The 26,088-nt window shown below is 72.4% G+C and carries 24 protein-coding genes; 7 read left to right on the top strand and 17 right to left on the bottom strand.

What is annotated here, in order from left to right:
* Positions 1-177 precede the first annotated feature (177 nt).
* Genes ASD33_RS12115 through ASD33_RS12105 form a run of 3 tightly spaced genes read right to left on the bottom strand, consistent with a single transcriptional unit; the run spans position 178 to position 3,158 of the window.
* Positions 178-1,668, bottom strand: coding sequence for a tripartite tricarboxylate transporter permease (locus tag ASD33_RS12115; RefSeq protein WP_056557769.1), 1,491 nt, complete (start codon positions 1,666-1,668; stop codon positions 178-180).
* A gap of 3 nt (positions 1,669-1,671) precedes the next feature.
* The gene (locus ASD33_RS12110; RefSeq protein WP_056557766.1) at positions 1,672-2,178 is read right to left on the bottom strand and encodes a tripartite tricarboxylate transporter TctB family protein; all 507 of its coding nucleotides are present in this window, start codon (positions 2,176-2,178) and stop codon (positions 1,672-1,674) included.
* Positions 2,175-3,158, bottom strand: coding sequence for a tripartite tricarboxylate transporter substrate binding protein (locus ASD33_RS12105; RefSeq protein WP_056557764.1), 984 nt, complete (start codon positions 3,156-3,158; stop codon positions 2,175-2,177). Before ASD33_RS12105 ends, ASD33_RS12110 begins: the two co-directional genes overlap by 4 nt.
* Before the next feature lie 135 nt (positions 3,159-3,293).
* Between ASD33_RS12105 and ASD33_RS12100 the strand changes: the two genes are divergently transcribed.
* Both ASD33_RS12100 and ASD33_RS12095 read left to right on the top strand, forming a co-directional pair.
* Complete coding sequence (locus ASD33_RS12100; RefSeq protein ID WP_079044720.1) at positions 3,294-3,962, top strand: response regulator; 669 nt, start codon at positions 3,294-3,296, stop codon at positions 3,960-3,962.
* Positions 3,963-4,125: 163 nt separating this feature from the next.
* Positions 4,126-5,118: a lytic polysaccharide monooxygenase gene (locus ASD33_RS12095; protein ID WP_056557762.1), complete on the top strand. Its 993-nt coding sequence runs from the start codon at positions 4,126-4,128 to the stop codon at positions 5,116-5,118.
* 1 nt (position 5,119) lies between these two features.
* On the opposite strand, the gene ASD33_RS12090 is transcribed toward ASD33_RS12095, so the two are convergent.
* Both ASD33_RS12090 and ASD33_RS12085 read right to left on the bottom strand, forming a co-directional pair.
* A complete protein-coding gene (locus tag ASD33_RS12090; RefSeq protein ID WP_056557760.1) occupies positions 5,120-5,998 on the bottom strand; it encodes an alpha/beta fold hydrolase in 879 nt (292 codons plus the stop codon).
* Between the two features lie 211 nt (positions 5,999-6,209).
* Complete coding sequence (locus ASD33_RS12085; RefSeq protein ID WP_056557758.1) at positions 6,210-7,196, bottom strand: DNA polymerase; 987 nt, start codon at positions 7,194-7,196, stop codon at positions 6,210-6,212.
* Positions 7,197-7,339: 143 nt separating this feature from the next.
* On the opposite strand from ASD33_RS12085, the gene ASD33_RS12080 reads away from it, so the two are divergent.
* Together ASD33_RS12080 and ASD33_RS12075 are read left to right on the top strand one after the other, a co-directional pair.
* Entirely contained in the window at positions 7,340-7,549 is a 210-nt protein-coding gene (locus ASD33_RS12080; protein WP_030315760.1) for an HTH domain-containing protein, read from the top strand.
* A complete protein-coding gene (locus ASD33_RS12075) occupies positions 7,549-8,106 on the top strand; it encodes a Clp protease N-terminal domain-containing protein (protein WP_056557756.1) in 558 nt (185 codons plus the stop codon). Before ASD33_RS12080 ends, ASD33_RS12075 begins: the two co-directional genes overlap by 1 nt.
* A gap of 50 nt (positions 8,107-8,156) precedes the next feature.
* Here ASD33_RS12075 and ASD33_RS35450 read toward each other — a convergent pair whose 3' ends face one another.
* Complete coding sequence (locus tag ASD33_RS35450; RefSeq protein ID WP_157870028.1) at positions 8,157-8,366, bottom strand: hypothetical protein; 210 nt, start codon at positions 8,364-8,366, stop codon at positions 8,157-8,159.
* A gap of 390 nt (positions 8,367-8,756) precedes the next feature.
* Positions 8,757-12,263, bottom strand: coding sequence for a DNA polymerase III subunit alpha (gene dnaE / locus ASD33_RS12070; RefSeq protein ID WP_056557753.1), 3,507 nt, complete (start codon positions 12,261-12,263; stop codon positions 8,757-8,759).
* 150 nt (positions 12,264-12,413) lie between these two features.
* Between dnaE and ASD33_RS12065 the strand changes: the two genes are divergently transcribed.
* On the top strand, positions 12,414-13,454 hold the full coding sequence (locus tag ASD33_RS12065; RefSeq protein ID WP_056557751.1) for a hypothetical protein: 1,041 nt from the start codon (positions 12,414-12,416) through the stop codon (positions 13,452-13,454).
* Positions 13,455-13,537: 83 nt separating this feature from the next.
* Here the strand turns inward: ASD33_RS12065 and ASD33_RS12060 are convergent, their stop codons facing one another.
* From ASD33_RS12060 to ASD33_RS12015, 10 genes are all read right to left on the bottom strand, one after another.
* Positions 13,538-14,419, bottom strand: coding sequence for a S1 family peptidase (locus ASD33_RS12060; RefSeq protein ID WP_199863515.1), 882 nt, complete (start codon positions 14,417-14,419; stop codon positions 13,538-13,540).
* Between the two features lie 195 nt (positions 14,420-14,614).
* Positions 14,615-15,481 (bottom strand): S1 family peptidase, encoded by an 867-nt coding sequence (locus tag ASD33_RS12055; protein WP_056557747.1) that lies wholly within the window; start codon positions 15,479-15,481, stop codon positions 14,615-14,617.
* Positions 15,482-15,680: 199 nt separating this feature from the next.
* Positions 15,681-16,469, bottom strand: coding sequence for a DUF1684 domain-containing protein (locus tag ASD33_RS12050; RefSeq protein WP_056557745.1), 789 nt, complete (start codon positions 16,467-16,469; stop codon positions 15,681-15,683).
* A gap of 5 nt (positions 16,470-16,474) precedes the next feature.
* Positions 16,475-17,776, bottom strand: a complete 1,302-nt coding sequence (locus ASD33_RS12045; protein WP_056557743.1) for an NtaA/DmoA family FMN-dependent monooxygenase — start codon at positions 17,774-17,776, stop codon at positions 16,475-16,477.
* The gene (locus ASD33_RS12040) at positions 17,773-18,798 is read right to left on the bottom strand and encodes an LLM class flavin-dependent oxidoreductase (protein WP_056557741.1); all 1,026 of its coding nucleotides are present in this window, start codon (positions 18,796-18,798) and stop codon (positions 17,773-17,775) included. The genes ASD33_RS12045 and ASD33_RS12040 overlap by 4 nt, the downstream gene beginning before the upstream one ends.
* A 61-nt stretch (positions 18,799-18,859) precedes the next feature.
* Positions 18,860-19,834 carry an ABC transporter substrate-binding protein gene (locus ASD33_RS12035; protein ID WP_056557739.1) on the bottom strand — a complete coding sequence of 325 codons (975 nt, stop codon included), beginning with the start codon at positions 19,832-19,834 and terminating at the stop codon, positions 18,860-18,862.
* Positions 19,835-19,875: 41 nt separating this feature from the next.
* Entirely contained in the window at positions 19,876-20,691 is an 816-nt protein-coding gene (locus ASD33_RS12030) for an amino acid ABC transporter ATP-binding protein (protein WP_056557737.1), read from the bottom strand.
* A complete protein-coding gene (locus ASD33_RS12025) occupies positions 20,688-21,590 on the bottom strand; it encodes an amino acid ABC transporter permease (RefSeq protein WP_056557735.1) in 903 nt (300 codons plus the stop codon). The genes ASD33_RS12030 and ASD33_RS12025 overlap by 4 nt, the downstream gene beginning before the upstream one ends.
* A 148-nt stretch (positions 21,591-21,738) precedes the next feature.
* Positions 21,739-23,544, bottom strand: coding sequence for an FAD/NAD(P)-binding protein (locus tag ASD33_RS12020; RefSeq protein ID WP_056557733.1), 1,806 nt, complete (start codon positions 23,542-23,544; stop codon positions 21,739-21,741).
* Positions 23,541-24,392: an amino acid ABC transporter permease gene (locus ASD33_RS12015; protein WP_056557731.1), complete on the bottom strand. Its 852-nt coding sequence runs from the start codon at positions 24,390-24,392 to the stop codon at positions 23,541-23,543. The genes ASD33_RS12020 and ASD33_RS12015 overlap by 4 nt, the downstream gene beginning before the upstream one ends.
* 417 nt (positions 24,393-24,809) lie before the next feature.
* Between ASD33_RS12015 and ASD33_RS12010 the strand changes: the two genes are divergently transcribed.
* On the top strand, positions 24,810-25,121 hold the full coding sequence (locus tag ASD33_RS12010; protein ID WP_056557729.1) for a hypothetical protein: 312 nt from the start codon (positions 24,810-24,812) through the stop codon (positions 25,119-25,121).
* Positions 25,118-26,086, top strand: a complete 969-nt coding sequence (locus ASD33_RS12005; protein WP_056557728.1) for an ABC transporter substrate-binding protein — start codon at positions 25,118-25,120, stop codon at positions 26,084-26,086. Before ASD33_RS12010 ends, ASD33_RS12005 begins: the two co-directional genes overlap by 4 nt.
* Positions 26,087-26,088: the final 2 nt, after the last annotated feature.

The following is a 26,088-nucleotide window of genomic DNA, read 5'->3' as shown; positions in this document are numbered from 1 at the left end:
ACCTCCGCGCGGTGAGTTCCTAGACAGCTCCCACCACACCGGAGGTCTTCGCCATGTTCAAGACCAGACCAGTGTCAACAACGCTCGTGATCAATACAGCTAGCGCGCGCTCGTCAGCTCGGTTCCCGGGCGGGTCGGGCGGGGACCGTACGGTCGCCGCGCGACCCGCCCGTACGGTCAGTGCCCGGCGCGGCGTGCGGTCACCTTCCTCAGCAGCGGCCAGGTGAGCAGCAGCACGACGACGGTGTACACGGTGATCGAGAACGGCGTGTTCACCAGGCCCGTCAGGGAACCGTCGCTGATCTGCAGGGCGCGGCGCAGCTGCTGTTCGGCGGCCGGGCCGAGGATGACCCCGATGACGGCCGGGAGCACCGGCAGCCCGTACCGCCGCATCCCGAGCCCGATCAGGCCGATGACCAGCAGGATGACGAGGTCGAGCGCCTCGCCGCCCACCGCGTACGCGCCGACGGCGGCGAAGAAGAGGATGCCGGCGTAGAGGTACGGGCGGGGGATGCGCAGCAGCTTGGCCCAGACGGGCGCGAGCGGCAGGTTGAGCGCGAGCAGCAGCACCATGCCGACGAACAGCGAGGCGATGAGCCCCCACACCAGCTCGGGTTCCCGCTCGAACAGCAGCGGGCCGGGCTGGATGCCGTACTGCTGGAACGCGGCGAGCATGACCGCGGCGACGGCCGTGGTCGGCAGCCCCAGGGTCAGCATGGAGACGAGCGTCCCGGCCGCCGAGGCCGAGGCCGCCGACTCCGGACCCGCCACGCCCTCGATGGCGCCCTTGCCGAACTCCGTCTTGTGCTTGGAGAGGCGCTTCTCCGTGACGTACGAGAGGAACGTCGGGATCTCCGCGCCGCCGGCCGGGATCGCGCCGAACGGGAAGCCGATGAGGGGGCCGCGCAGCCAGGACTTCCAGGTGCGCTTCACATCGTCCCTGCCGAGCCAGGGGCGGCCGACCGGGATGGCCTCGCCGGTCGAGCGGCGCAGGTGCGCGGCGACCCACAGGGCCTCGCCGATGGCGAAGAGGCCGACCGCGACGATGACGACGTCGATGCCGTCGGCGAGCTGGAGCGAGCCGAAGGTGAGGCGCTGCTGTCCGGTCATCTGGTCGAGGCCGACCAGGCCGATGGTGAGGCCGATGAGGAGCGAGGCGAGGCCGCGGATGCGGGAGGAGCCGAGGACCGAGGTCACCGCGATGAAGGCGAGGACCATCAGGGCCAGGTAGTCGGGGGCGCCGATGTCGACGGCGAGCGCGGCGACCGTGGGGGCGAGGACGACGAGCAGGATCGTGCCGATCATGCCGCCGGCGAAGTGTCCGACGGCGGCGGCGGCGAGTGCCTGGGCGCCGCGGCCCGCCTTGGCCATCGGGTTGCCCTCGATGGCGGCGACGACGGCCGCGCTCTCCCCCGGGGTGTTGAGGAGGATGGAGGTGGTGGAGCCGCCGAACATGGCCCCGTAGTAGATGCCGGCGAACATGATGAACGCGCCGGTCGGTTCGAGCCCGTAGGTGACCGGGAGCAGCAGGGCGACGGCCATGGCGGGGCCGATGCCGGGCAGGACGCCGATGGCGGTGCCGAGGAGCACGCCGATGGCGGCCCACAACAGGTTCATCGGGGTGAGGGCGGTCCCGAAGCCGTCGATGAGGGAGTTCAGGGAATCCATGGGTCAGATCACTCCCATCAGCGGACCGCCGGGCAGCGGGACGCCGAGCAGCGTGTCGAAGACGACGTAGGTGAGGAGCGAGAGGCCGGCGGCGATCAGCGGGTCGCGGTGGAAGTGGCGGCTGCCGAGGGCGTAGGCCGAGCCCCAGAAGAGCAGGGCTCCGGCGACGGGGAAGCCGACGGGGCCGATGAGGACGGCGAAGGCGAGGAAGACGCCGGCGAGGAGCAGGACGGTGCGCCAGTCGGCGGGTTCGGTCAGGTCGACGTCCTCGCCGGCCTCGGCCTCGCCGCGGCCGCCGCGCAGGACGTCGACGGAGAGGAGGACGGCGACGGCGAGGAGGCCGCAGCCGACGACGAGGGGGACGGTGGCGGGGCCGACCGGGCCGCGGCCCGTGAGGTCGGTGTCGAGGGTGAGGGCGTCGGTGAGGACGAGGACGCCGAGGACGAACAGCAGCACGCCGACGCCGAGTTCGGAGCGGCCGCGGAGCCAGGTGGGAAGGGTGGGTTTCACAGGCCGAGCTCCTTCAGGACGGAACCGACGCGGCGGTCCTGCTCGGTGAGGAAGGTGCCGAACTCCTCGCCCGGCAGGAAGGCGTCGTTCCAGCCGTGGGTCTTCAGGGACTCGCGCCACTGCGGGGAGTCGTGCAGTTCGGTCACCAGCGCGACGAGCTTCTCGCGCTCGGCGTCGGAGAGGCCTGGCGGGGCGACGATGCCGCGCCAGTTGGTGAACTCGGTGTCGAGGCCGGCCTCGCGGAGGGTGGGGGCGTCGAGGCCGGGGACGCGCTTCGGGCCGGTGACGGCGAGGAGGCGCAGTTCGCCGGCCTTGATCTGGTCGAGGTACTCGCCGACGCCGGAGACGCCGAAGCCGACCTTGTTGCCGAGGATGGAGGCGAGGAGTTCGCCGCCGCCGTCGAAGGGGACGTAGTTGACGTCCTTCGGGGCGATGCCGGCGGCCTGGGCCATCAGCATCGGGGCGAGGTGGTCGGGGCCGCCGGGCGAGGAGCCGCCGCCGACGGGCAGCTTGCCGGGGTCCTTCTTCCAGGCCGTGAGCAGGTCCTGGATCGTCTTGTACGGGGAGTCCTTGCCGACCACGACGATGTCCTGCTCCTCGGTGAGCCGGGCGATCGGGGTGGTGTCGGCGAGGGTCCTGGGGGTCTCGTTGGTGTGGACGGCGCCGACGACGCCGAGGCCCATGGACATGGCGAGACGGCCGTTGCCCCGTTCGCCGACGAGCCGGGTGAGGCCGACGGTGCCGCCCGCGCCGGGCAGGTTGAAGACCTCGACGTCTCCGGTGAGGCCCGCCTCCTCGGCGTTCTTGGCGGCGGTGCGGGCGGTGATGTCGTAACCGCCACCGGGGGTGTTGGGGACCATGAAGCGCAGGCCGGGTATCTGCGTACCGGAGTCGGAGCCGCTGCCGGTACTGAGCAGCGGAGGGCCCACCAGGACGAGCAGAGCGGCCCCGAGGAGGGCGAAGGGGGTGCGCAACCGCACGTGTACCGCCTCTCAGGCAGAAGGGGAATGGGGGTGTGAGGTGGCCCACATGTTGCCTGCGCGTGAAGAAGCTGTCTCTCTTCCGCAACCAACGGACGTTGTGGTCGTTGTGGTCGGGACCTAGCGTGGGTCGGCGTGACGAACGTGCTGGTGGTGGACGACGACTTCATGGTCGCCAAACTGCACTGCCGCTATGTGTCGGCGGTGCCGGGCTTCACGGTGTCCGGGGTCGCGCACAGTGGTGCAGAGGCACTGCGGGCGGCGGAGCGGCTGCGGCCGGACCTGGTGCTGCTGGACGTCTTCCTGCCGGACATGGACGGCATCCGGGTGCTGCGGGAGCTGCGGGCGGCGGGCCTGGCGACGGACGCGCTGTTCATCACGGCGGCGCGGGACGTGGGCACGATCCGCGAGGCGCTGCGGGCGGGGGCGCTGCACTATCTGATCAAGCCGTTCAGCCAGGCGGCGCTGCACGAGCAGCTCCGCCACGTGGCCTCGCTCCGCAGCCGCCTCGACGAGCTCGACGAGGCCCGTCAGGAGGACGTCGACCAGATCTTCGGCACCCGTCCGCGCGGCTCCAGGGAACTCCCGAAGGGCCTCGCCGCCCACACGGCCGACCTGGTCGACTCGGTCCTCCGCGCCCACCCGGAGGGCCTCTCGGCCACGGAATGCGCGGAAGCCGGCTCCCTCTCCCGCGTGAGCGCCCGCCGCTACCTGGAGTACTTCGCGGAAACGGGCCGCGCGGAGGTGACGCTCCGGTACGGCGGGACGGGGCGCCCGGAGCGGCGGTACCGGCGGGTGGGGTGACGGGCGGTCTCGGTTCCGGGTGTTCCTCAGCCGCCTCTTACCTGTGCCTTAAAGCGGTCCTAAGGATCGTCCTCTCCCCCTTCTCGCGGGCTCTTTCGTGGATGCGGGCGGCTAGTTTTCTGGGCAACCCCCCACCTCACCCTCGTGAAGGAGCTGTCCCCCCATGACTTCTCGCCGTACGGCCGCGGTCGCCCTCGCCACCGGTGCGCTGGCCCTCTCCGGGCTCGCCTCCTCGCCCGCTTTCGCCCATGGGTCGATGACCGATCCCGTGAGCCGGGTCTCGGCCTGTTACGCGGAGGGGCCCGAGGCGCCGAAGTCGGCGGCGTGCAAGGCGGCGGTGGCGGCCAGTGGGGCCCAGGCGTTCTACGACTGGAACGCGGTGAACATCGCCAACGCGGCCGGTCAGCACCGGCGGTTGATCCCGGACGGCAAGCTGTGCAGCGCGGGCAACGACAAGTACCGGGGGCTCGACCTGGCGCGGGCCGACTGGCCGGCGAGCCCGATGGCCTCCGGGGCGCACACCTTCCGGTACAAGGGGACGGCGCCGCACCGGGGTTCGTTCGCGCTGTACGTGACGAAGGACGGGTACGACCCGTCGAAGCCGCTGAAGTGGTCGGACCTGGAGGAGAAGCCGTTCGCGACGGTGACCGACCCGGGGATGCAGAACGGCGACTACGTCTTCCAAGGGACGGTGCCGAAGAAGTCCGGACGCCACCTCATCTACTCGATCTGGCAGCGCTCCGACTCCCCCGAGGCCTTCTACACCTGCTCCGACGTGGTGTTCGGGAAGGACAGCGGGGGGACGGGACCGGCGCCGACCGCGTCCGCGCCGAGCGAGCAGCAGATCGAGGACGGTCAGGACGAGTCCTCGGTCGAGCACGGCGGGCACGGCGACGGTGACGCCTCCACCGGTGCCGGGGAGACGGCGGCCGCCCCCGCCACGGGTGCGCCGGAGTCCTCCGGGGCGCCCGGGGCGTCCTCGCAGTCGCCCAACGCGCCGGCGCCCGCCGCCGGTTCGGGTTCCGGTGTGGAGCTGGCCGAGACCGGTGGCGACGCCACCACCCCGTATCTCGCGGTGGGTGGCGCCGCCGTGCTGGCGGCCGGCGCGGCGGTGCTCTTCGGGACCACCCGGCGCCGCCGTACGCAGGGCCGGTAGGTCAGCCGACGACCGACAGGCAGGTGGTCGGGGTCGCGTGGGCCGGGTCGAGGGCGTTGGCCACCTCGTGGAAGGTGACCCGGTCCACCGTGCCGATCGCCACGTGCTCGGAGAGGTCGAGCGCGCACTTGTCCTGGATGAGGACGTTGGTGACGTTCGGGCCCGTCAGGAACTGGGAGCGGTACGGGGTGACCACCTCGTCGTACTGGCTCGCGATGACGTGGTAGCGGACCCCCGGCACGGTGTCGCCGCCCTCGTTGAGCTTCGTGATGAAGGCCGAGCCGGCGATCTGGTCGGCGAGGCCCGGGGTCGTGGCGCTGATGACGTCCTCGGCCCCGGGGAAGTACGGGAGCAGTTTGGTGAGGCCGAGCAGGGTGGTGCCGTGGTTGTCGGGGGCGATGCCGACGAGCGTGTTCACCTTCTCGGCTCCGCCGAGGAACTTGAGGTACCAGCGCGGCATCATGCCGCCCTGGGAGTGTCCGACGAGGTCGGCCTCGGGGGCGCCGGTGGCGGCGAGGACCCGGTCGACGTAGGTGTCGAGCTGTCCGGCGGACGCCGCGATCGGGCCGAGCCCGTTGAAGAGGGGTACGCCCGGCAGCTGGCCGTAGTCGAGCGAGAAGACGCAGTAGCCCCGGTTGACCAGGTACGGCGCGAGGGCCAGCCAGTTGTCGACGGAGTTCCCGAAGGTGCCGTGGACGAGGACGACGGGGCGCGGGTGCGCGGCGGACGGCTTGCAGGTGAAGTCGTTCCAGCCGCGGCCGGCCGTCGCGGTGTCGGTCTGCGCCGTGGCGGCGGTGGTCGGGGCGAGGGTGGCGGCGGCGGTCAGCAGCAGGACGGACAGGGCTCTGACGGCGTGCTTCCAGGGGGTCCGGGGCAGCATCGGGCGATCTCCTTGCGGCTCAAGGGGAAGGTGGGGGTACGCCCTGCGGTCCGGACCACAAGTGGGGATGTGCGCGGTGGGGATGCGCTCCAGCCAAGCTACGCACGGGTAGCCTCGACTGGGAAGTTACGCGTCGGTAAAAACTGGGGTGTCGTCACCAGGGCCTGGTGGGGCGGCCGTCGGGGCGCCGGGCATCGGTCCGGGAACGCCGTCAGGCGGCCGCGAGCGAGCCCGGCAGGACGGCCCGGGGGCCGAATCTCGCCCGTGCCCGGTCCGCCGCCGCCTCGATCCGCCGGGCCTTCTCGTCCGCCGGGTCCAGGGACAGCTGGTGCGCCGTGCCCTCCGCGCCCGTCAGTCCTTCGGCGCGCAGGGCGACGCCCCGCACCCGGGCCCGCTGGAGCCCGAAGGAGTCGTGGACGGCGTACGCGAGGGCGGTGAGCGCCGCCGAGTGGGCGGTGGGTTCGGGCAGGGTACGGCTCCGGGTGGTCGTGGTCCGGTCCGCGTACCGCACGGTGACGGCGAGCGCGCGGCACACCTGGCCTTCCGTGCGGAGCCGGGCGCCCAGTTCCTCGGTGAGGGAGAGGAGGGCGCGGCGCTGCTGCGTCCGGTCGGTCTCGTCGCGCGGGAAGGCGCGTTCGGCCGCGACGGACCGGGAGGCGGCGTGGGGGACGACGGGGGTGCGGTCGATGCCCCGGGCCCGTTCCCACAGCTCACGGCCGGTCTTCGCGCCGACGAGCCGCTGGAGCACGGCGAGCGGGGCGTCCGCGACGCGGCCGACGGAGTCGAGCCCGTAGCCGCAGAGGGTGCGGGCGGTGGCGCGGCCGACGCCGTCGAGCGCGACGACCGGCCGGTCGCGCAGGAAGGCTGCGGGGTCCTCGACGACCAGCGTGACGCCGGGCCGGGCCTCGTCGGCCGCCATCCGGGCCAGCATCGGGTTGGGCCCGGCGCCGATCACGCAGTCGACGCCGTACAGGGCGAGCGCCCTGACCCGGATCACGGAGGCGAGTTCGGCCGGGCCCCGGCCGAAGTAGCGCAGCGCGCCGCGCACGTCGGCGAGCGCCTCGTGGGGCGGGGCGGCCTCGACGACGGGGGTGAACTCGCCGAGCAGGTCGACGAGCGGGGAGAAGAGTGCCTCTCCCCCTCCGGGCGGCGCGAGGGGTGCCGTGGGTTCGAGGCGGAACCGTACGCAGAGAATCATGCCGTCCTCCCGCCTTCCCGTCCTCGTGCCTGCCTGTGCTTCCACCCTAGGACATGTTCGAATATTTGTGCGAATTGATTGCGGGGGCCTCTCGATGTCAACCACGGTTGACATCGAGAGGCCCGTCAACGTACGTTGACACCATGACCGATGCGACCGATCTCGCCGCACGGGCCGGCGACCGCGACCCCCGGGTCGGGCTACGGGCCGTCTCCGCCCTGCGGCGCCTGCTGGAACAACTGGAAGCCGTCCAGGTGCGCTCCGCGCGCAACCAGGGCTGGTCGTGGCAGGAGATCGCGACCGAGCTGGGAGTCAGCCGACAGGCCGTCCACAAGAAGTACGGGAGGCAGTGATGTTCGAACGGTTCACGAAGGCCGCACGCGCCGTGGTGAAGGGGGCGGTCGAGCACGCGGAGCGGGGCGGGGCGACGGTCGTCACCCAGGAGCACCTGCTGCTGTCCCTGCTCGACCGGGAGGACACCCGGGCGGCGGCCGCGCTGCGGACGCTGTGCCCGCCGGACCGCCGCGCGTCCCTGGTCGCCGACCTGGCCGACGCCCGGCGCCGGGCGGGACTGTCCCGGGCGGACACGGAGGCCCTGGCGGACCTCGGCATCGACGTCGGCGCGATCGTGGCGCGGGTGGAGGAGACCCACGGCGCGGGCGCGCTGGCCGGTGACCGGAAGGACTCCGGATGGCGGTCGGGCCGCCGCTCCTTCTCCCGGGAGGCCAAGACCGTCCTGGAGAAGTCCCTCCGGGTGGCGCTGGCCCGCGAGGACCGGGAGATCGGCGACGAACACATCCTCCTGGCGCTCACCAGCACCGGCGGGGTCGTCGCGGAGGTCCTGGCCGACCACGGCGTGACGTACGCGTCCGTCGACACGGCGGTACTTCCGGCCGGCCGACGGTCCTGAGCCCGCACGGCCTCGGGGGCGGCTCATGTGCGCCGCCCCCGCTGGTGCGGCTAGTTGCGCTTGAGGTGCTGAAGGGCGGCAAGGCCCACACCTTCAATGGCGATGAACGCGCCTCCGCCCGCCTTGAACGCGTCTAGCGGAGAACCCTTGAAACACAGCACTACGATGATTGCTGAAAGAGCGGCAAGCACGGCGCTGAGGGATACGATTGCAAGATCGCGCACAGGGTGCGTGCAAGTGGTGGTGCCGCCGGACGTCACGCTGTTTCCTCCCGAATGTCATTGACGTGTATTGCATGGAGACGCACCGCATCTATGGATGCGATCTCCAGCTAGGAGCCGACAAGCGGTCTCCTTGACCTGCGCTCTTGCGCAAGGCCGACTACGTCAATGCGTCCTTACTTGAACTCGGGAAGGCTTAAACGCGTGCGTGGTACTCCAGACCAAGCGGCTCAAACCTACTGCATGCCCAACGACGTTGCAAGGATCCGGCGTTAGGCATTGCACCCTGCGCTTGATGCCCCCAGGCCAGGGGGCGCCCGGATTCCGAAGTCACCGTCACCGCGCGCTGCCTGAATCCCGACTGCACGTGGGAGGTCGAACCGGGGCCACCCGCCCCGTGCTCCCCTTCTGAAACCACGTCACCCCACGTCACCCCGCGCTCCCCGGGCTGCTGTGCCACAGCTTCCTTCCGCCCGGCATCCCCTTGGGAACCCCTTCGCCGGCCGGCTTCAGGTCGGCCCAGGGGTTCATCTCGTAACCGGTGGACAGGGTGATCCGACGGCCGGAGTCACCACTCCCCCCGGCGGATCCGGCGGACCCGGCGGCCTCAGCAGGCTCCGGTTCCGGCTCGGCCAGCAGGTCCCCCACCGCTCCCAGCCCGCCGGACGCCCGTAGCGCGACGAGGTCGGCGAGGTTCCAGGCGGCGGCGCCGACCACGCTGACGCTGCGCGGGCCGCGCCGCTGCACCACTCCCCTGACCAGCAGCAGCCAGGAGTGGAAGACGGTGTGGGCGCAGCGCTCGTGGGCGTCGTCGAAGAAGGCGAGGTCGACCAGGCCGGTGCCGTCGTCGAGGGTGGTGAAGATGACCCGCTTGCCGGAGCGGATCGGCGGGGTCTGGGTGGCGGCCTTGGCGCCGGCGACGAGGACGGTGCGGCCGTGGGGGGTCTCGCGGAGGCGCTGGGCGGAGACGACGCCGAGTTCGCGGAGGAAGGCGTGGTGGTCGTCCATGAGGTGCCGGGAGGCGTCCATGCCGAGGATGCCGAGTTCGGCGCTGAGGCGTTCCGTCTCGTCGAGGTCGGGCAGGCCGACGGGGGCGGTCCTCCCGCCCTGGGCGAGCGGGAGCTGTCCGCCGTGGGAGGCGGCTCCCCGGTGGACGCGCCGGAGTTCGGTCAGATGGAGGAGCAGGTCGCGGCGGTTGGCGCCGAAGGCGTCGAGCGCGCCGACCTGGGCGAGCCGTTCGGCGACGGGGGTACGGGGGCGGGCCCGCTCCCAGAAGTCGAGGAGCGAGGTGTAGGGCTGTCCGGCCTCGATGCGGGCGCTCTCGGTCCCGCCGATGCCGTGAACGTCGGCCAGACCGAGCCTGAGCCCCCACACCGGAGGATTCTCGGACACCAGTTCGATACGGTGGGCGACCGCCGACCGGTTCACATCGAGCGGCAGCACCGGCACCCCGCGCCGCCGCGCGTCCGCGAGCAGCAGCCGCTTGGGGTACATGCCGGGGTCGTGGGTGAGCAGTCCGGCGTAGAAGGCGGCCGGGTGGTGGGCCTTGAGCCAGGCCGACTGGTACGTCGGCACGGCGAAGGCCACCGCGTGCGCCTTGCAGAAGCCGTACGAGCCGAAGGCCGCCACGATCTCCCAGGTGCGGGCGACGACCTCGTCCCCGTATCCGCGCTCCGCGGCCCGCCGGGCGAACCAGAGCTCGATCCGGCCCTGCGAATCGGCGTCCGAGAGTCCGCGCCTGACCTGGTCGGCCTCGGCCCGGTCGCAGCCGGTCATGATCCGTACGATCTCGATGATCTGCTCGTGGAAGACGACCACGCCGTACGTCTCCCGCAGGGTCTCCGCCAGGTCGGGGTGCGGGAAGCGGACGGGGGCGCGGCCGTGCCGGGCCTCGATGAAGGGGCGGACCATGTCGGCGGCGACCGGGCCCGGCCGGAAGAGCGAGATGTCGACGACGAGGTCGTGGAAGGTCGCGGGCTGGAGCCGGCCGACCAGGTCGCGCTGGCCCGGCGACTCGATCTGGAAGCAGCCGAGGGTCTCGGTGGAGCGGATGAGGCGGTACGTCTCGGGGTCGCCCTCCGGGACCGCGTCGATGTCCGGGCGGGTGCCGGTGGCCCGCTCGACCTCGGCGACGGCGTGGGCCATCGCGGACTGCATCCGCACTCCGAGGACGTCGAGCTTGAGCAGCCCGAGGTCCTCCACGTCCTCCTTGTCGAACTGGGACATGGGGAATCCCTCGCCGCTGGTGGGGACGACGGGGGTACGGGTGAGCAGCGAGGCGTCCGAGAGCAGGACGCCGCAGGGGTGCATGGCGGTGCCGCGGGGCAGCGCGTCGAGGGCCTCGACCAGCTCCCAGAGCTTGCCGTACTTCTGCTTCTCGCCCGCGAGTGCGCGCAGTTCGGGCAGTTCGTCGAGGGCGGCGAGCGCGTCCCGGGCGCGGATGTGCGGGAAGGCCTTGGCCATCCGGTCGGTCTCGGCGGGGTCCAGGGAGAGGGCGGCGCCCACGTCCCGGACGGCGTGCCGGACCCGGTAGGTCTCGGGCATGGCGACGGTGGCGACGCGTGCGGTGCCGAAGCGGTCGATGATCGCCCGGTAGACCTCCAGGCGGCGGGCGGACTCCACGTCGATGTCGATGTCGGGCAGGGCGGTGCGGCGCTTGGAGAGGAAGCGTTCCATCAGCAGGCCGTGCTCGACCGGGTCGGCGTGCGCGATGCCGAGGAGGTGGTTGACGAGGGAGCCGGCGCCGGAGCCGCGGGCGGCGACCCGGATGCCCATGCCCCGCACGTCGTCGACGACCTGGGCGACCGTCAGGAAGTAGGTGGCGAAGTGGTGGTGGGCGATGATGTCCAGCTCGCGGTGCATCCGGTCCCAGTAGGCGCCCCGCTTCTCGTACCCCTTCAGGACCATGCCGGCGGCGGCCCGGGAGGCGAGGACGCGCTGGGCGGTGCGGTGTTCGGCGCCGACGAGACGCGCTTCGGGGAAGTGGGCGGAGCCGATGCCGAGGTCGTCCTCGGGGTCGACCAGACAGGCGGCGGCGACCGCTTCGGTCTGTTCGAGGAGCCGGCGGGCGGTGTCCCGGCGGAAGCCCGCGGCCTCGACGGTCCGTTCGGCGGCGGCCCGCATGCCGCCGGCGCCCTCGGACCCCTTGGACCCTTCGGTGTCTTCGAGGCCCTTGAGCCAGGCCTCTCCGCTGTCGAGTTCCTTGCGGGGGTCGATGGGGACGAGCCGGCGGGCGGAGTCGAGGACGTCGGCCACCGGGCCCTGGCCGGGGTCGGCGTAGCGGACGGCGTTGCCCAGGACGGGCCGGACGCCCTGTTCGGCGGCGAAGCCGACGGTACGGGCGGCGAGCCGCAGGGAGCCGGACCCGGTGCCGGTGCGTCCGTGGTCGACGGCCATGAGGCGCAGGGCGTCGCCGTACCGCTCGCGCCAGGGGGCGAGCAGCCGGGCGGCCCGGTCGGGGCGTCCCGCGGCGAGGGCGCGGCCGACGTCGGACGCGGGGCCGAGCAGCACGAACACGTCGTCGTGGAGGGCGGACCAGGGCAGCAGAGGGCGGTCCCCTCCCCCGGCGTGGGCGGCGGTGACCATCGCGCAGAGGGAGGCCCAGCCGGTGCGGGAGCGGGCGAGGAAGACGGCCCGGGGTGCGGACTCGTCGACGAACGCGCCGCCCCGGACGGGCGCCCTGCGCACGTCCTGCGGGCCGCCCGCCGGGCCCCGCGCCGTCGGTTCGTACGCCAGGTCCACGCCGAACAGGGGGCGGACGCCCTCCTTCTCGCAGGCCTTCGCGAAGCGGATCGTGCCCGCGAGGGTGTCGCGGTCGGTGAGGGCGAGTGCGTCCAGGCCGCGTGCGGCGGCGCGGGCGGCCAGCCGTTCGGGGTGGGAGGCGCCGTAGCGCAGGGAGTAGCCCGACGCGGTGTGCAGGTGCGTGAATCCCGGCATGGCTGGCGCACCTCCCGCACTCCGCATCGAATTCGTACGTACGTTCCCACCCCCTGGACCCAGCGTAGCCTATTCTCGAACATTCGTACGATAACCCGTTCGGGCCCTTCCCACCTGCGGAAACACCGCCCTCCCCCGAGCCTGGGGGGCATGAGCTTCGTCGATGAACTGAAAAGCGCCGTCACCCCACGAGCCGCCCTGCTCGTCGTCGGCGTCTTCGCCCTCCAGCTCCTGTTCATCACCTCGTACGTCGGGGCCCTGCACAATCCGAAACCCGTGGACGTCCCCTTCGGTGTGGTCGCCCCCCAGCAGCAGATCGCCACCACCCTGAACGACCGGCTGGAGAAGCTGCCCGGCGACCCCTTCGACCCGCGTGTCGTCGCGGACGAGGCGGAGGCGCGCGACCAGATCATGAACCGGGAGATCGACGGGGCCCTGATCGTCGACCCCCGAGGCCGCACCGACACCCTGCTCGTCGCCTCCGGCGGCGGCAAGGTGCTCTCCACGACCCTGGAGGCGATGGTCACGAAGCTGGAGGCGGCCAACCAGCGCCTCGTCCGGACCGTCGACGTGGCCCCGTCCTCCTCCCAGGACTTCAACGGGCTCTCCGCCTTCTACCTGGTCATCGGCTGGTGCGTCGGCGGCTACATCTGCGCGGCGATCCTGGCGATCAGCGCCGGCTCGCGGCCCGCGAACCGGGAGCGGGCGATCATCCGGCTCGGGGCGCTCGCGCTCTACGCGGTGCTCGGCGGACTCGGCGGCGCGATCATCGTCGGCCCGATCCTCGGCGCCCTGCCCGGCAGCGTCGCCGCCCTGTGGGGCCTGGGCGCCCTGGTGGTCTTCGCCGTCGGCGCCGCCACCCTCGCCCTGCAGTCGGTCTTCGGGATCGTCGGCATCGGCCTGGCGATCCTGCTCATCGTGATCGCCGGCAACCCCAGTGCGGGCGGCGCCTTCCCGCTGCCGATGCTGCCCCCGTTCTGGCGGGCGATCGGCCCCTACCTGCCACCGGGCGCGGGCACCTGGGCGGCGCGCTCCATCGCGTACTTCAAGGGCAACGACATGACCGCGTCGATGGTGATCCTGTCGGTCTGGGCGATCGTCGGCTCGGCCGTCACCCTGGTGCTGTCCTCGTTGAAGCGGAAGCCGGAGGCGGAGCCGATCGCCGCGGAGGTGGGCGAGCCCCGGGCCTGACACCCACGACGAGAGGCCCCCGCCGCGGGGCCGGAAGTCCTCCTGTGAATGCATTCACAGGAGGACTTCCGGCCGGGTGGGGCCTAGTACACGCTGACCCCGTACGCGCTCAGCGCCTCCGTGACGGGCTGGAAGAAGGTCGTTCCGCCCGAGGAGCAGTTGCCGCTGCCGCCCGAGGTGAGGCCGATGGCACGGCTGCCCGAGTAGAGCGGGCCGCCGGAGTCGCCGGGCTCGGCGCAGACGTTGGTCTGGATCATGCCGTAGACGATGTCGCCGCCGCCGTAGTTCACGGTGGCGTTGAGGCCGGTCACGGAGCCGCTGTGGATGCCGGTCGTGGAGCCGCGACGGGTGACGGACATGCCGACGGTGGCGTTGGCGGCGCTGGTGATGTCGACGCTGCCGACCGTGCCGGACTTGGTCACCGAACTGTTGGTGTAGCGCACGATGCCGTAGTCGTTGGTCGGGAAGCTGGACCCGGCCGTGGAGCCGAGCACGGTGGTGCGGCCCGAGTTGGAGTACCAGGTGCCGGCGCCGTCGGTGCAGTGGCCGGCAGTGAGGAAGTAGTAGTTCCCCGCGCTGTCCTTGACGTTGAAGCCGAGCGAGCAGCGCCAGCCGCTCGTGTAGATCGCGTCGCCGCCGGAGATCAGCTTGTTGAAGGTGCCGGGGGTGCGCTCGATGCGCAGGGCGCCCGCGTTGGTACCGGCCTGCCGCTTGATCTTCGCGATCTCGGCCGGGGAGACGGTGGAGTCCGCGGTGACGACCACCGCGCCGGTGGCGGTGTCGACCCGCCAGGCGGTGCCGGCCACGTCGGCGGCGAGGACGGCGTCGCCGGCGGCGGAGAGCTGGGTGGCGCTGTACGTCCGCGCGGAGTCGGCGTTCGCGGTGGGGACGGCGAGCGCCGCGGCGGCGGCGAGGCCCGCGGTGACGGCGAGCAGCCGGATCGTTCTCGTGGGGGTGGTGCGCATGGTCCTCACTTCTGTTCCTCCCGAGGGGAATCGGGGGCCCGCCGTGGGGTGTCGGGCCCGTGAGGCGCGGCCCGGGGGCCGGCGCTGTGGGGGAGTCTCGGGCCGTACGACTTCACGCCGCAAGGGCGTGTTTCGGCCGTACGGCCCTCAACTACCGGATGCTTCAAGGGAGTTGGCGCCCGGTTGGGTGGTGGATCAGTACAGGCTCACGTTGTACTTGGCGAGCGCCTCGGGCACCGGCTGGAAGAACGTGGTGCCGCCGGTGGAGCAGTTGCCGCTGCCGCCCGAGGTGATGCCGAGCGCCTTGGTGCCGTCGTAGAGCGCGCCGCCGGAGTCGCCGGGCTCGGCGCAGACGTTGGTCTGGATCATGCCCCGGACGGTGCCGCCGCCGGAGTAGCGGACGGTGGCGTCGAGTCCGGTGACCGTGCCGCCTCGGGTGCCGGTGGTGGAGCCGGAGCGTTTGACGGACTCCCCCACGTAGGCGTCGGCCGCGGTGAAGCCTCCGGTGTGGCTGAGCGAGGCGTTGTCGTAGCGGACGAGCGCGTAGTCGTTGCCGGGGAAGCTGGACCCGACGGTGGCGCCGATCAGGGTGGACTGCGCGGAGTTGGTGTACCAGGTGTTCGCGACGTTGCCGCAGTGTCCGGCGGTGAGGAAGTAGTACGTGCTGCCGCTGCGGACGTTGAAGCCGAGCGAGCAGCGGTAGCCGCCGCCGTAGATGGCGTCGCCCGCGCCGAGCAGGGGCGTGAAGACGCCGGGGGTGCGCTGGACACGGAGGGCTCCGGCGTCGGCGCCGGCCGTCGCACGGATCTTCGCGATCCCCTCCTCGGTGACGGTGGAGTCGGCGGTGACGACGATCCGGCCCGCCGCTCTGTCCACGTACCAGGCGGTGCCGCCGACCCCGGCGGCGTCGACGGCGGCGTCGGCGCGGGCGAGCTGCGCCGCCGCGGCCGGACCGGGGACGGGGGCGGCCTGGGCGCCGGGAAGTCCGATGGCCGTCACGGCGGCGATGCCGGCGGCGAGGGCGAGCAGACGGGTGCGGGTGTTCCTCACTGTGCTCCTCACAGTTCTCCTTCTGGGAAAAGCGGAGGGGCCCGGGGGTGACGGGCCCGTGAGGCGCCATCAGGTGTCGTGTCCCTGACATGCACCGCCGTCGATAGTGGCCCGCGCGGAGCGGACGCACAAGACCGCGGGACGGACGGGTGCCCCCGGCCGTCGTGGCCGGGGGCACCCGTCCTCCCCGGAAAGCGCGCCGCGTCCCAGGTCAGGAGGGGAGCAGCAGCCGCTCCCCCGCCGCCACCGCGGTGTCCAGGGCGTTCCCCGGGGGCGGGAAGGGGCAGATGAAGTGGTCCGCGAAGGCGCACGGCGGCAGCAGCGCGCGGTTGAGGTCCACGGTGACCGAGCCGTCCGCCGCCGGGGCCGCCGGGCGCAGGAACCGGAAGCGGTAGCTGTCCCGGCCGCTGGTGGCGTCCGCGAAGACCGCCCAGAGCGAGCCGTCCTCCTCGACGGCCACCTGGAGGGTGTGTTCGCCGCCGTGCAGCTCGAAGACCAGCTCCCCGGCCAGCCCGAGGCCGCGCTCGACGCCGTCGGCGTTCTCCACCCGCACGCTGCGGGTCTCCCCGTACGGGCGGAAGACGCCGGGCACCACCCAGCGCTCGTCGTACGGGGTGGCCTCGATGCCCCGGAAGGCGGCGCGGGCCTCGGAGCCGGGGTCGAAGTCCCGTACCGCCCAGAGCCCTTCCCGCCGCAGCACCACGAGCCGCCGGCCCGCCGACTCGACCCGGGACTCGTGGATCGGGCCGTGGTCGGCGGCGAGTCTGACCGTGCCCGCGAGGGGCTTGCCGTCGACGGTGATCCCGTCCTCGGCGCGGGCGCTGAGGAGCACCTCGTCACCGTCCTCCCGCCACTCCCCCGGAACGGCCGGAATTCGCCCTTCCGGGAAGTCCGAGAGCCAGTGGGTGCCCGTGAGGGAGAGCGGGCCGTACGGGGAGGAGACCGCGGCCTCCCGCTGTTCGTGCCAGTGCTGCCAGTCCTGCCGGTGATCCGTGCTCATGGTGCTCAACCCTTCCATACGGGCCCGAGAAGCCCGAGGTGCGACCGGAGCGTCGTGCCGGAGTACTCCGTACGGAAGACCCCGCGCTCCTGGAGCAGCGGGACGACCCGGTCGACGAAGTCGTCGAGACCGCCCGGGGTCAGGTGCGGGACGAGGATGAAGCCGTCGGCGGCGTCCGTGGCGACGGACTCCTCCAGGGCCGCGGCCACCGTCTCCGGGCTGCCGACGAAGGACTGCCGGCCGGTCGACTCGATGACCGTCCGGCGGATCGACAGGCCCTTGGCCTCGGAGAGCGCCCGCCACTTCCGGGCCACCGCCACCGGGTCGGCGACCCGCACCCGGCCCTGGACGAGCGCCGATTCGGGGTCGGGGTCGACGTCCGGGAGCGGTCCGTCGGGGTCGTAGCCGGACAGGTCACGGCCCCAGACCTGCTCCAGGGCCAGGATCGCGTTCTGCGGGGAGACCTGCCGGTGGCGGATCTCGGCGGCGTGCTCCTGTGCCTCGGCGTCGGTGTCCCCGAGGACGTACGTCACGCCCGGCATGACCTTCAGGTCGCCGGGCTCCCGCCCGTACCGGGCGAGCCGCCCCTTGACGTCGGCGTAGAACTCCCGGCCCGCTTCGAGGGTCGAGTGACGGGTGAAGATCACGTCGGCGGCGGAGGCGGCGAACTCCCGGCCCTCGGCGGAGTCCCCGGCCTGGATGACGACCGGGTGCCCCTGCGGGGAGCGCGGGACGGTGAACACGCCCTCGATCCCGAACTGCGGCCCGCTGTGCGCGAAGGGGCGCGGCTCGCCGTCCGGGGTCCAGGAGTCCCACAGTTCACGGGCGGTGGCGAGGAACTCGGCGGCCCGGGTGTACCGGTCGGCGCGGTCCAGATAGCCGCCCCGGCGGAAGTTCTCGCCGGTGAAGGCGTCCGAGGAGGTGACGACGTTCCAGGCGGCCCGGCCCGCGCTGAGGTGGTCGAGCGAGGCGAGCCGCCGGGCCAGTTCGTACGGCTCGTTGAAGGTGGCGTTGACCGTGGCGGCCAGCCCGAGCCGGTCGGTGACGGCGGCGAGCGCGTTGAGGACGGTGATCGACTCGGGCCGGCCGACGACGTCCAGGTCGTGGATCCGTCCCGCGTGCTCGCGCAGCCGCAGCCCCTCGGCCAGGAAGAAGAAGTCGAACAGCCCGCGCTCGGCGGTCCTGGCCAGGTGCTCGAAGGAGGAGAAGTCGATCTGCGATCCGGAGCGCGGATCGGCCCAGACGGTGGTGGAGTTGACGCCGGGGAAGTGCGCGGCGAGATGGATCTGCTTCCTGCCCCGGCTCATGCGGTCGCTCCCGCCGTCGCGTACTGGCTGACCGGGCGGGCGAGTCCCAGATGGTCGCGGAGGGTGCCGCCCTCGTGGGCCGTACGGAAGAGGCCGCGGTCCGCCAGCCGACGCACGGTGTCGCCGGTGAACCGCTCCAGGTCCCGTCCGGGGACGGCCGGCACGAGGTGGAAGCCGTCGACGGCGCCGCCGCCGTGCCAGCCGGCGATCAGCTCGGCGAGCGCCGCAGGCCCGCCCTCGTACGCGTCGAGGTCGACGGTCGCCGAGAGGAGGACGCGCAGCTGTCCGGGGTCCCGGCCGTGGGCGCTGGCCCCCTCCCGCAGTTCGGTGCGGAGGGCGGCGGCCTCCTCGGCGGAGGCGGCCCTGATCAGGGCCACGTCGGCATGGTGGGCGGCGGTGTCACGGGCGGCCGGGCCGGTGGCGTCGACGACGGTCACCGGGTTGCCCTGCGGGGGCCGGGGGACGATCGAGGGGCCCTTGACCGAGAAGGTCGCGCCCTGGAAGTCCACGTGGTGGAGCTTGCGGCGGTCGACGAACCGCCCGGTCGTCACGTCACGTATCTCGGCGTCGTCCTCCCAGCTGTCCCACAGCTTCCGGGAGACCTCGGCGACCTCGCCCGCCTCCTGCCACAGCTCGGCGGTCGGCGGGGCCGGCCGCCGGCCGACGAGCCGGGCCTCCTCCGCGGTCGGGGAGACCGCGATCCGCCAGCCCGCCCGGCCCCGGCTCACCCAGTCGAGGGTGGCGACGGCGGCCTGGACGTGGAAGGGCTCGGTGTGGGTGGTGGTCACGGTCGGCACGAGGCCGACGGAGCGGGTCTCGGGGGCGACCCGGGCGAGGACGGCGAGCGCGTCGAGGCCGGGCCGGCCGAAGGAGTCGTCGTGGGTGAGGAAGTCGAGCGCGGCGGCGTCGGCGAGCCGGGCGAGGGCGACCGTACGGGCGGTGGTGTCCGCTCCGGGCCGGGCCCCGCCGGAGCCCGGGGCGAGCTCGGCGGCGAGGTGGAGGGGTCGGGTGCTGGTGGTCATGCGTCTCTCTCGGAGCGGGTGGGGACTGTCGGGCAGGCCCCAGGTCGTTTCTGGGGGCGGGTCAGTTCTTGGTGCGGGGCAGGCCGGGCGGGTTGATCTCCGACTTCGTGACGGCCTCGGTGCTCAGGCCCCAGCGCTTGAGGACCTGGGCGTAGGTGCCGTTCGCGACGATGTGGTCGATCGCGGCCGCGTAGGCGGCGACGAGGCCGCTGTCCTTCTTCGTGGTGGCCGCGATCTTGCCCTGGAGTCCGGCGCCCGCTCCGGAGAACTTGCCGACGGCCTCGGTCTGTCCGGCGGAGGCCACGTGGTAGGCGACGGTGGGGTTGGGGCCGAGGTAGCCGTCGATCCGGCCGGACTGGAGCGCGAGGTAGTAGTCGGTGGTGTTGTCGTAGTACTTGATGTCGACGCCCTTGCGGCCGGCCTTCTCGTTCTGCCGGGACCAGTCGACGAGGATCTTCTCCTGGTTGGTGCCGGTGCCGACCGCGATCCGCTTGCCCGCCACGTCCTCGGGGCCCTTCACCGTCCAGCCGGAGCCCTTCTTCGCCTCGAAGGCGAGGTCGTCGAGGCGGTAGGTGGCGAAGTCGTACTTGTCCTTGCGCTCCTCGGTGACGGTGACGTTGGAGAAGACGGCGTCGAACTTGCCGCTGTCCAGGCCGACGAAGAGGTTCTCCCAGGAGACCGGCTCGAACTGCGGCTCCAGACCGAGGGTGTCGGCGACGAGGGTGGCCAGGTCGAGCTCGACGCCGATCAGCGTCTTGTCGTCGGTGGCGCGGAAGGCGAGCGGCGGGTTGCTCTTGGCGGAGACGCCGAGGATCAGGGTGCCTCTCTTGCGGACGGCCTCGGGAAGCTTGTCGGCGAGGGCGGCGACCTCGGCGGTGTGGACGCGGTTCTGGTCCGGGCCCACGTTGATGCCGGTGTCCTTCTGGCCCTCCGGCTTGATCTCGTTGACGGCGGCGTCGCCCGAGCCGCAGGCGGTGAGGACCCCGAGGGCGGTGAGCGAGGCGAGGGCGGTGAGGACGGTGCGACGGGTCTTCATGGCGGTACTCCTGTGTGAGAGGGGAAAGGAAGGGGAGGAGGTCAGAGGACCTTGGAGAGGAAGGCGCGGGTGCGTTCGTGGCGCGGGGCGTCGAGGACCTCGGCCGGCGGGCCCTGTTCGAGGATCCGGCCCTCGTCCATGAAGACCACCGTGTCGGCCACCTCGCGGGCGAAGCCGATCTCATGGGTGACGACGATCATGGTGGTGCCGGAGGCGGCCAGGTCCTTGATGACGTCGAGGACCTCGCCGACGAGTTCCGGGTCGAGCGCGGAGGTCGGCTCGTCGAAGAGGAGCAGGCCGGGTTCGAGGGCGAGCGCGCGGGCGATGGCGACCCGCTGCTGCTGTCCGCCGGAGAGCTGCTTGGGGTACGCCTCCGCCTTGTCTGCGAGCCCGACACGCATCAGCAGCTTCCGGGCCGCGGCCTCGGCGTCCCCGCGGGGGCGCTTGAGGGCCGAGACGGGGGCCTCGACGATGTTCTCCAGGACCGTGAGGTGCGGGAAGAGGTGGAAGTTCTGGAAGACGAAGCCGATCCGGGTGCGCTGCTTGAGGATGTCCCGCTCGCGCAGCTCGTACAGCTTGTTCCCGGAGCGGCGGTAGCCGACGAGGGTGCCGTCGACGCTGACGGTGCCGCTGTCGACCTTCTCCAGGTGGTTGATGGTCCGCAGCAGGGTGGACTTGCCGGAGCCGGAGGGGCCGAGGACCACGGTGACCTCGCCGGCCCGGACGTCGAGGTCGATGCCGCGCAGCACGTGGAGCGCGCCGAAGTGCTTGTGGACGGCCCGGATCTCGACCTTGGCGGTGCCGGCGGCCTCGGCCGCGGGGTGCGCGGTGGCGGTGGCGGTGGTGACGGAGCTCATCGGGTGCTCCCCTTCGCGTAGTGGCGTTCGACGTAGTGCTGGACGACGGAGAGCGCGGTGGTGAGCAGGACGTACCAGGCGGTGGCGACCATCAGGAGCGGGACGACCCGCCCGTTGCGGCCGTAGACGACCTGGACCTGGTAGAAGAGTTCGCCGATCGCCATGACGGAGACGATCGAGGTGCCCTTGAAGAGCGAGATGATCTCGTTGGCGGCGTTGGGCAGGATCGAGCGCATCGCCTGCGGGAGCACGATCCGCCGGACCTGCCGGAGCCTCGGGATGCCGAGGGAGGCCGCCGCCTCCGACTGGCCGCCGTCCACGGCGAGGACACCGCCCCGGACGATCTCCGCCGCGTAGGCCGCCTGGTGCAGGGCGAGGCCGAGGACGGCGGCGCTCATCTCGCCGACCAGGCTCATGGTGTCGAAGGTGAGGAAGCTCGGCCCGAAGGGGACGCCGATGCTCAGTTCCTTGTAGAGGTAGGCGAGGTTGAACCAGAAGAGCAGCTGGACGATGAGCGGGATGGAGCGGAAGGCCCAGATGTAGCCGAAGGCGACGGACCGCAGGAACGGGCTGGCGGACAGCCGCATGAAGGCGAGCACGATGCCGATCGCGAAGCCGAGCGCGGTGCCGTAGAAGGTGAGCTGGAGGGTGGCCCAGACGGCCTGGAGGATCGTCTCGGTGGTGAAGAACGCGGCGAAGACGTCCCATTCCCAGCCGGGGTTGGTGACGAGCCCGTGGGCGAACTGGACGAGCAGGACGGCGGTGACGACGACGGCCGCCCAGCGCCAGGGGTGGCGTACGGGGACGACCTCCAGCTCGGCCGGTGCCGGCGGGGCGGGGGTGGCGGCGGGTTCCTTCCCGGCCGGGCGGGTGGCGGGCGGATCGCTGGTGAGAGACATGGCGGTTCCTCGGAAGGGGCTCGGGAGGAGCGGGGGGTGCGGCGCGGGACGTGCCCGTACGGGAGGAGCCGTACGGGGGTCGCCCTACGGGAGGTGCCGTACGGGAGGTGCCGTACGGGAGGTGCCGTACGGGAGGTGCCCTACGGGGTCAGGCGCTCAGCGGGACCGGGAGCCGACACTCCCCGTCGCGCAGGAGCCTCAGCACGGCCCGTGCGGCGGCGTCGTTCTGCCCGAACGCGACCCCGCCGGTACGGGGGCGGGTGAAGGCGCTGCCGGTGCGCGCGGTGGTGTGCGGGCCGAGGGCGAAGCGGCGCGGGTGGGGGCGTCCGTCCTGCCCCAGGAGCCTGCCGTCGGCGGGGTCGACGACGAGGAGGCCGCCGGTGGTGGCGCGGGTCCCCTCCTCGTACAGACCCCGGAGCAGCGGGCTGCCGCTGTGTTCGAGGGTGGGGTCGGGGATGCGGGCCTCGACCAGGGCGCGGGCCTCGGTCCACTCCCCCGGCACGGCGGCGGACGTGGCCCGGAAGAGGCCGCGTTCCTCGTCGGTCTCGACGGTGAGCCGCGGGCCGAGGAAGCGGACGACTCCGGCGCGGGAGAGCGCGAGGAGCTGCCGCAGCCGGGGGCCGGGCGGTCCGGAGGCGAGGTAGCTGAAGAAGCCGTGCCACCAGGGGCCGGGGTCGAGGCGCGAGCCGAGCCTCAGGAGCTGGCCGTAGACGGAGAGCAGTCCGGCGAAGACGGCGGCGTCGGAGCTGTGGGCGGGGTCGTGGCGGCGGGTCAGGTCCTCGGTGATGTAGTCGCGCAGCCCGTGCTGGAGGGCTTCGGCGGAGTCGTAGCGCAGGCCCTCCAGGGGGTGGTCGAGGGCGTCCAGGTCGAGCCGGTCGGCGGGGTCGGGGACGGCCGCGGCGACCACGGCGGCGAGTTCGGCGCCGCGCGGCGGGGCTTCCTCGTAGGCCCGCTCGAAGTCCTCCCAGGCGAGCGCGGTCCGCTCGGGGTGGGTGGAGAAGAGCCGGTGGTAGTGGGCCCAGCCGAGTTCCTTGTCGATGAGCGGCCACACGTCGCGGCGGAAGTCGATCGGCCCGGTACCGGCCAGCAGGGCGTCGGTCTGCTCGGTCCCGAAGAAGCGGGGCAGCGGGGGCCGTTCGCCGTCGAGGTCGTAGCCGATCTTGGAGTGGTACGGGACTCCCCGGCGCGAACCGACGTGCAGGACGGGCTCCTTGCCCGAGGGCACGTAGACGAGTGCGTCGCCCTCGCCCTCGTAGCGGCCGCCGCGGCCCTCGGTGAGCAGCACCATCAGGTCGACGAAGGCGAGGCCGAAGCCGCGGACGAGGACGGGTTCGCCGGCGGGCAGGGCGTCGAGGTCGGCGTCGGCGGTGAAGTCGGGCGCCAGGTGGACGAGCCGGTGGCGGGCGGCGAAGCCGGCCAGGTCCCGCTGCTCGGTGTCCGGCCGGGCGTCGACGTGCCCGACGGTGAGGACGACGAGGTCGGCGAGGAGCGGCACGCCCTCGCCGTCCAGCCAGACCCGCTGGCGTCCCGCACGGGGGCCGCCGATCCGCAGGGCGGTGGTGCGGTGTTCGTGGACGGTGACCGAGGCGGGCAGCGCGGCGCGGGCCCGTTCGTACACCCAGCGCAGATAGGCGCCCTGCTGGGGACGGCTGGGGAAGGTACGGCCGTCGATGCCGGCCCAGGCGGCGAGGGTGGGGCCGGGCCGGACGGGTCCCGCCAGGTCCACGGTCTCGTCGGTGAACATCGTGACGTCCCCGGCGCGGGAGTTCATCCAGAGCAGCGGGGACTGCTCGGTGCGCCAGATGCGGCCGGGACCCGGCGGGTGCGGGTCGACGAGGTGGATGTCGAGGGGGCCGTCGCCGTACAGCTCGGGCAGGTTGGCGGCGAGGCGTTCGAGGAAGCCGGTCCCGCGCGGTCCGGCGCCGACGACGACGATCGCGGGGCGGGGGCTCATCGCGCACCGGCCGTGCCGCGGGCGTAGTGCCGCTCGACGTAGTGCTGGCCGAGGCCGAGGACCGAGGTGACGGCGACGTACCAGAGGGTGGCGACGAGGAGCAGCGGGATGATCTCGTACGTGCGGTGGTAGACGAGCTGGGTCGAGTACAGCAGGTCCTGGACCGCGATGACGGAGACGATCGAGGTGCCCTTGAGGGTGCCGATGAGCATGTTCCCGGCGGGCGGGACGATGGCACGCATGGCCTGCGGCAGCACGATCCTGGAGAGCCGGCGCCACCCGCCGAGGCCGAGGGACTGGGCGGCCTCGATCTGGCCCCGGTCGACGGAGAGGATGCCGCCGCGCACGACCTCGGCAGCGTAGGCGGCCTCGTGCAGGGTGAGGCCGATGACGGCGACGGAGACGGGGCCGAGGAGGTTGACCGTGTTCACGCCGAGGATCTGCGGGTAGAGCGCCCCGATGTTGAACCAGAAGAGCAGCTGGACCAGGATCGGGGTGGATCTGAAGAACCAGACGTATCCCCAGCTCACCGCCCGTAGCACGGGGTTGGCGGAGAGCCTGAGCACGGCCAGCAGGGTGCCGAGGGCGAAGCCCAGCGCCATCACGAGGGCGGTCAGCCACAGGGTGAGGCCGAGGCCGCGCAGGACGGACGCGGAGGTGAAGTACTGGGCGACGACGTCCCATTGGAAGGCCTTGTTGCGGACGACCGAGACGAGGCCGAGCGCGAGCAGGGCGAGGACGAGGGCCGCGGCGGTCCCTTGCCCGACGCGGCGGGCGGGGACGACCCGTAGGGGTGTCGGTGCGGCCGGCGGGGCCGTGGAGGGGGTCTTGACGAGGGTCGCGGACATGCGAACGCTCCGTGGATGCCAGAGGGCGGATCGAACACGGGGGTGCGCCTTCACACGCTGAGCCGCGGATCCGGGCCCCTCAGCCCGATCCGCCCTTCGAGGCTATGCGGTCAACACGCCCTGCTGTCAAGGGTGTCCGCACTGTGAGCCGTACGTCTCATCGCGGTTGACGCGGGAACGGATGCCTGTTCCACTGGGGCCATGCATCCGCAGCAGCTGGTCACGCGCTCCCACATCGACTTCGGTCGCGTGTGGTCCTCTTCCTGTTGAGCCGACCTTCCGCTCTGCCCGTTGCACCCTGCCCGCGTGCTGTTTTCCGCGGCGCCTTCACATCCGGCCCCCTCGTGGGTGCCTGAGCTCTCCTCTCCCCTCGCCCCACCCGCTGCCCCCGTGCCTCCTTCGCCCTGAATGACCGTCATGACCTTCGCGCTGTCCGTGCACCGGACCACGACCACCGACCCCCTGGCGCGCCCGCTCCTCGATGAGCTGGCGCACGAGTACACGACCCGGTACGGCTCCGCGCTCGCCCGCCGGGTCCTCACCGTGCTCGAACGGGAGGCCGCGGCCCGCGGCTACTCCCGCCTCTGTCTGACGACCGGACCGCGCCAGCCGGAGGCCAAGGGCCTCTATCTGGCGAGCGGCTACCGCCCGCTCTTCGACGTGTCCGCCGACCCCGAGTCGATCGGCCCGCTGCCGTTCGAGAAATTCCTGGAGACCCCGAGACCATGAGTACGCGTACGCGTTCCGGCACCGCCCGCACGTCCCTCGGCTTCGCGCTGATCACCGCCGCCGCACTCACGCTCACCGCCTGCGCCGGAGGTGAGCCCGCCACGGCCCCGGCCGGGGCGACGGGCGGGGCGAAGGGGGCGCTGCCGACCGAGGACGTGGTGTCGGCGGTGAAGAAGAACGAGGCCGCCGCGAAGCTGCTGCCCGCCGAGGTGCGGCAGCGGGGGAGCTTCACCCTCGCCGCCTCGGTCGCGACACCGCCCAGCTCGGCCTATCTGGCGGACGGGAAGACGGTGGTGGGGGTGGACGCCGACTTCGCCGCGGCCGTCGCGAAGGCCCTCGGTCTGGAGGTGCGGCGCGAGGTGGTCGGCTTCGAGGCGATCCTGCCGGCACTGGGCAGCGGCAAGTACGACGTGGGCACCGGGAACTTCGGTGTGACGGAGGAGCGGCGCAAGGCCATCGACTTCGTGACGTACGTCAACGACGGCCAGGGCTTCGCGAGCCGGGCGGACAGCACGCTGAAGGCGGTCACCGACCTGACGCAGCTGTGCGGTCTGAAGGTGGCGGTGAACGCGGGCACCACCTTCGAACGGACCCTGGAGAAGAACAAGGGCCGGTGCGCGGAGGCCGGCAAGCCGCCGTACGAGGTGAACGTCTACAGCGAGACCGGGGCGATCTGGATGTCGCTCCAGCAGGGCCGCAGCGATGTCGTGATGAACACCATCAACGGCGTGCGGTACGCGGTGACCCAGCAGAAGAACGTGAAGTTCCTCAACGAGTACCGGCGGCTCGACGTCGGCTTCGCGTTCAGGAAGGGCACCCCGCTCGCGCCCGCCTTCCGGGCCGCGGTGAACGGCCTGAAGGCGGACGGGACGTACGACCGCATCCTCCGGAAGTGGGGGGTGACGGCCTCGGGGATCGCGCGGTCGGAGATCTCCCCGCCGGAGATCCCGGCGCCCACGAAGTAGCG

This window comes from Streptomyces sp. Root1304, assembly GCF_001426405.1.
Classification (GTDB): Bacteria; Actinomycetota; Actinomycetes; order Streptomycetales; family Streptomycetaceae; genus Streptomyces.
Note: the sequence above shows the minus strand (reverse complement) of the source record. Positions and strands in the feature narration are given on the sequence as shown.

What these genes read in the sequence shown, in the direction of transcription:
- ASD33_RS12010 (WP_056557729.1), top strand. Translation starts at nt 24,810, where the DNA reads ATGACCTTCGCGCTGTCCGTGCACCGGACCACGACCACCGACCCCCTG.
- ASD33_RS12020 (WP_056557733.1), bottom strand. Translation starts at nt 23,544, where the DNA reads ATGAGCCCCCGCCCCGCGATCGTCGTCGTCGGCGCCGGACCGCGCGGG.
- ASD33_RS12040 (WP_056557741.1), bottom strand. Translation starts at nt 18,798, where the DNA reads ATGACCACCAGCACCCGACCCCTCCACCTCGCCGCCGAGCTCGCCCCG.
- ASD33_RS12090 (WP_056557760.1), bottom strand. Translation starts at nt 5,998, where the DNA reads ATGCTGCCCCGGACCCCCTGGAAGCACGCCGTCAGAGCCCTGTCCGTC.
- ASD33_RS12005 (WP_056557728.1), top strand. Translation starts at nt 25,118, where the DNA reads ATGAGTACGCGTACGCGTTCCGGCACCGCCCGCACGTCCCTCGGCTTC.
- ASD33_RS12085 (WP_056557758.1), bottom strand. Translation starts at nt 7,196, where the DNA reads ATGATTCTCTGCGTACGGTTCCGCCTCGAACCCACGGCACCCCTCGCG.
- ASD33_RS12065 (WP_056557751.1), top strand. Translation starts at nt 12,414, where the DNA reads ATGAGCTTCGTCGATGAACTGAAAAGCGCCGTCACCCCACGAGCCGCC.
- ASD33_RS12080 (WP_030315760.1), top strand. Translation starts at nt 7,340, where the DNA reads ATGACCGATGCGACCGATCTCGCCGCACGGGCCGGCGACCGCGACCCC.
- ASD33_RS12075 (WP_056557756.1), top strand. Translation starts at nt 7,549, where the DNA reads ATGTTCGAACGGTTCACGAAGGCCGCACGCGCCGTGGTGAAGGGGGCG.
- ASD33_RS12050 (WP_056557745.1), bottom strand. Translation starts at nt 16,469, where the DNA reads ATGAGCACGGATCACCGGCAGGACTGGCAGCACTGGCACGAACAGCGG.
- dnaE (WP_056557753.1), bottom strand. Translation starts at nt 12,263, where the DNA reads ATGCCGGGATTCACGCACCTGCACACCGCGTCGGGCTACTCCCTGCGC.
- ASD33_RS12115 (WP_056557769.1), bottom strand. Translation starts at nt 1,668, where the DNA reads ATGGATTCCCTGAACTCCCTCATCGACGGCTTCGGGACCGCCCTCACC.
- ASD33_RS12030 (WP_056557737.1), bottom strand. Translation starts at nt 20,691, where the DNA reads ATGAGCTCCGTCACCACCGCCACCGCCACCGCGCACCCCGCGGCCGAG.
- ASD33_RS12025 (WP_056557735.1), bottom strand. Translation starts at nt 21,590, where the DNA reads ATGTCTCTCACCAGCGATCCGCCCGCCACCCGCCCGGCCGGGAAGGAA.
- ASD33_RS12015 (WP_056557731.1), bottom strand. Translation starts at nt 24,392, where the DNA reads ATGTCCGCGACCCTCGTCAAGACCCCCTCCACGGCCCCGCCGGCCGCA.
- ASD33_RS12035 (WP_056557739.1), bottom strand. Translation starts at nt 19,834, where the DNA reads ATGAAGACCCGTCGCACCGTCCTCACCGCCCTCGCCTCGCTCACCGCC.
- ASD33_RS12060 (WP_199863515.1), bottom strand. Translation starts at nt 14,419, where the DNA reads ATGCGCACCACCCCCACGAGAACGATCCGGCTGCTCGCCGTCACCGCG.
- ASD33_RS12045 (WP_056557743.1), bottom strand. Translation starts at nt 17,776, where the DNA reads ATGAGCCGGGGCAGGAAGCAGATCCATCTCGCCGCGCACTTCCCCGGC.
- ASD33_RS12095 (WP_056557762.1), top strand. Translation starts at nt 4,126, where the DNA reads ATGACTTCTCGCCGTACGGCCGCGGTCGCCCTCGCCACCGGTGCGCTG.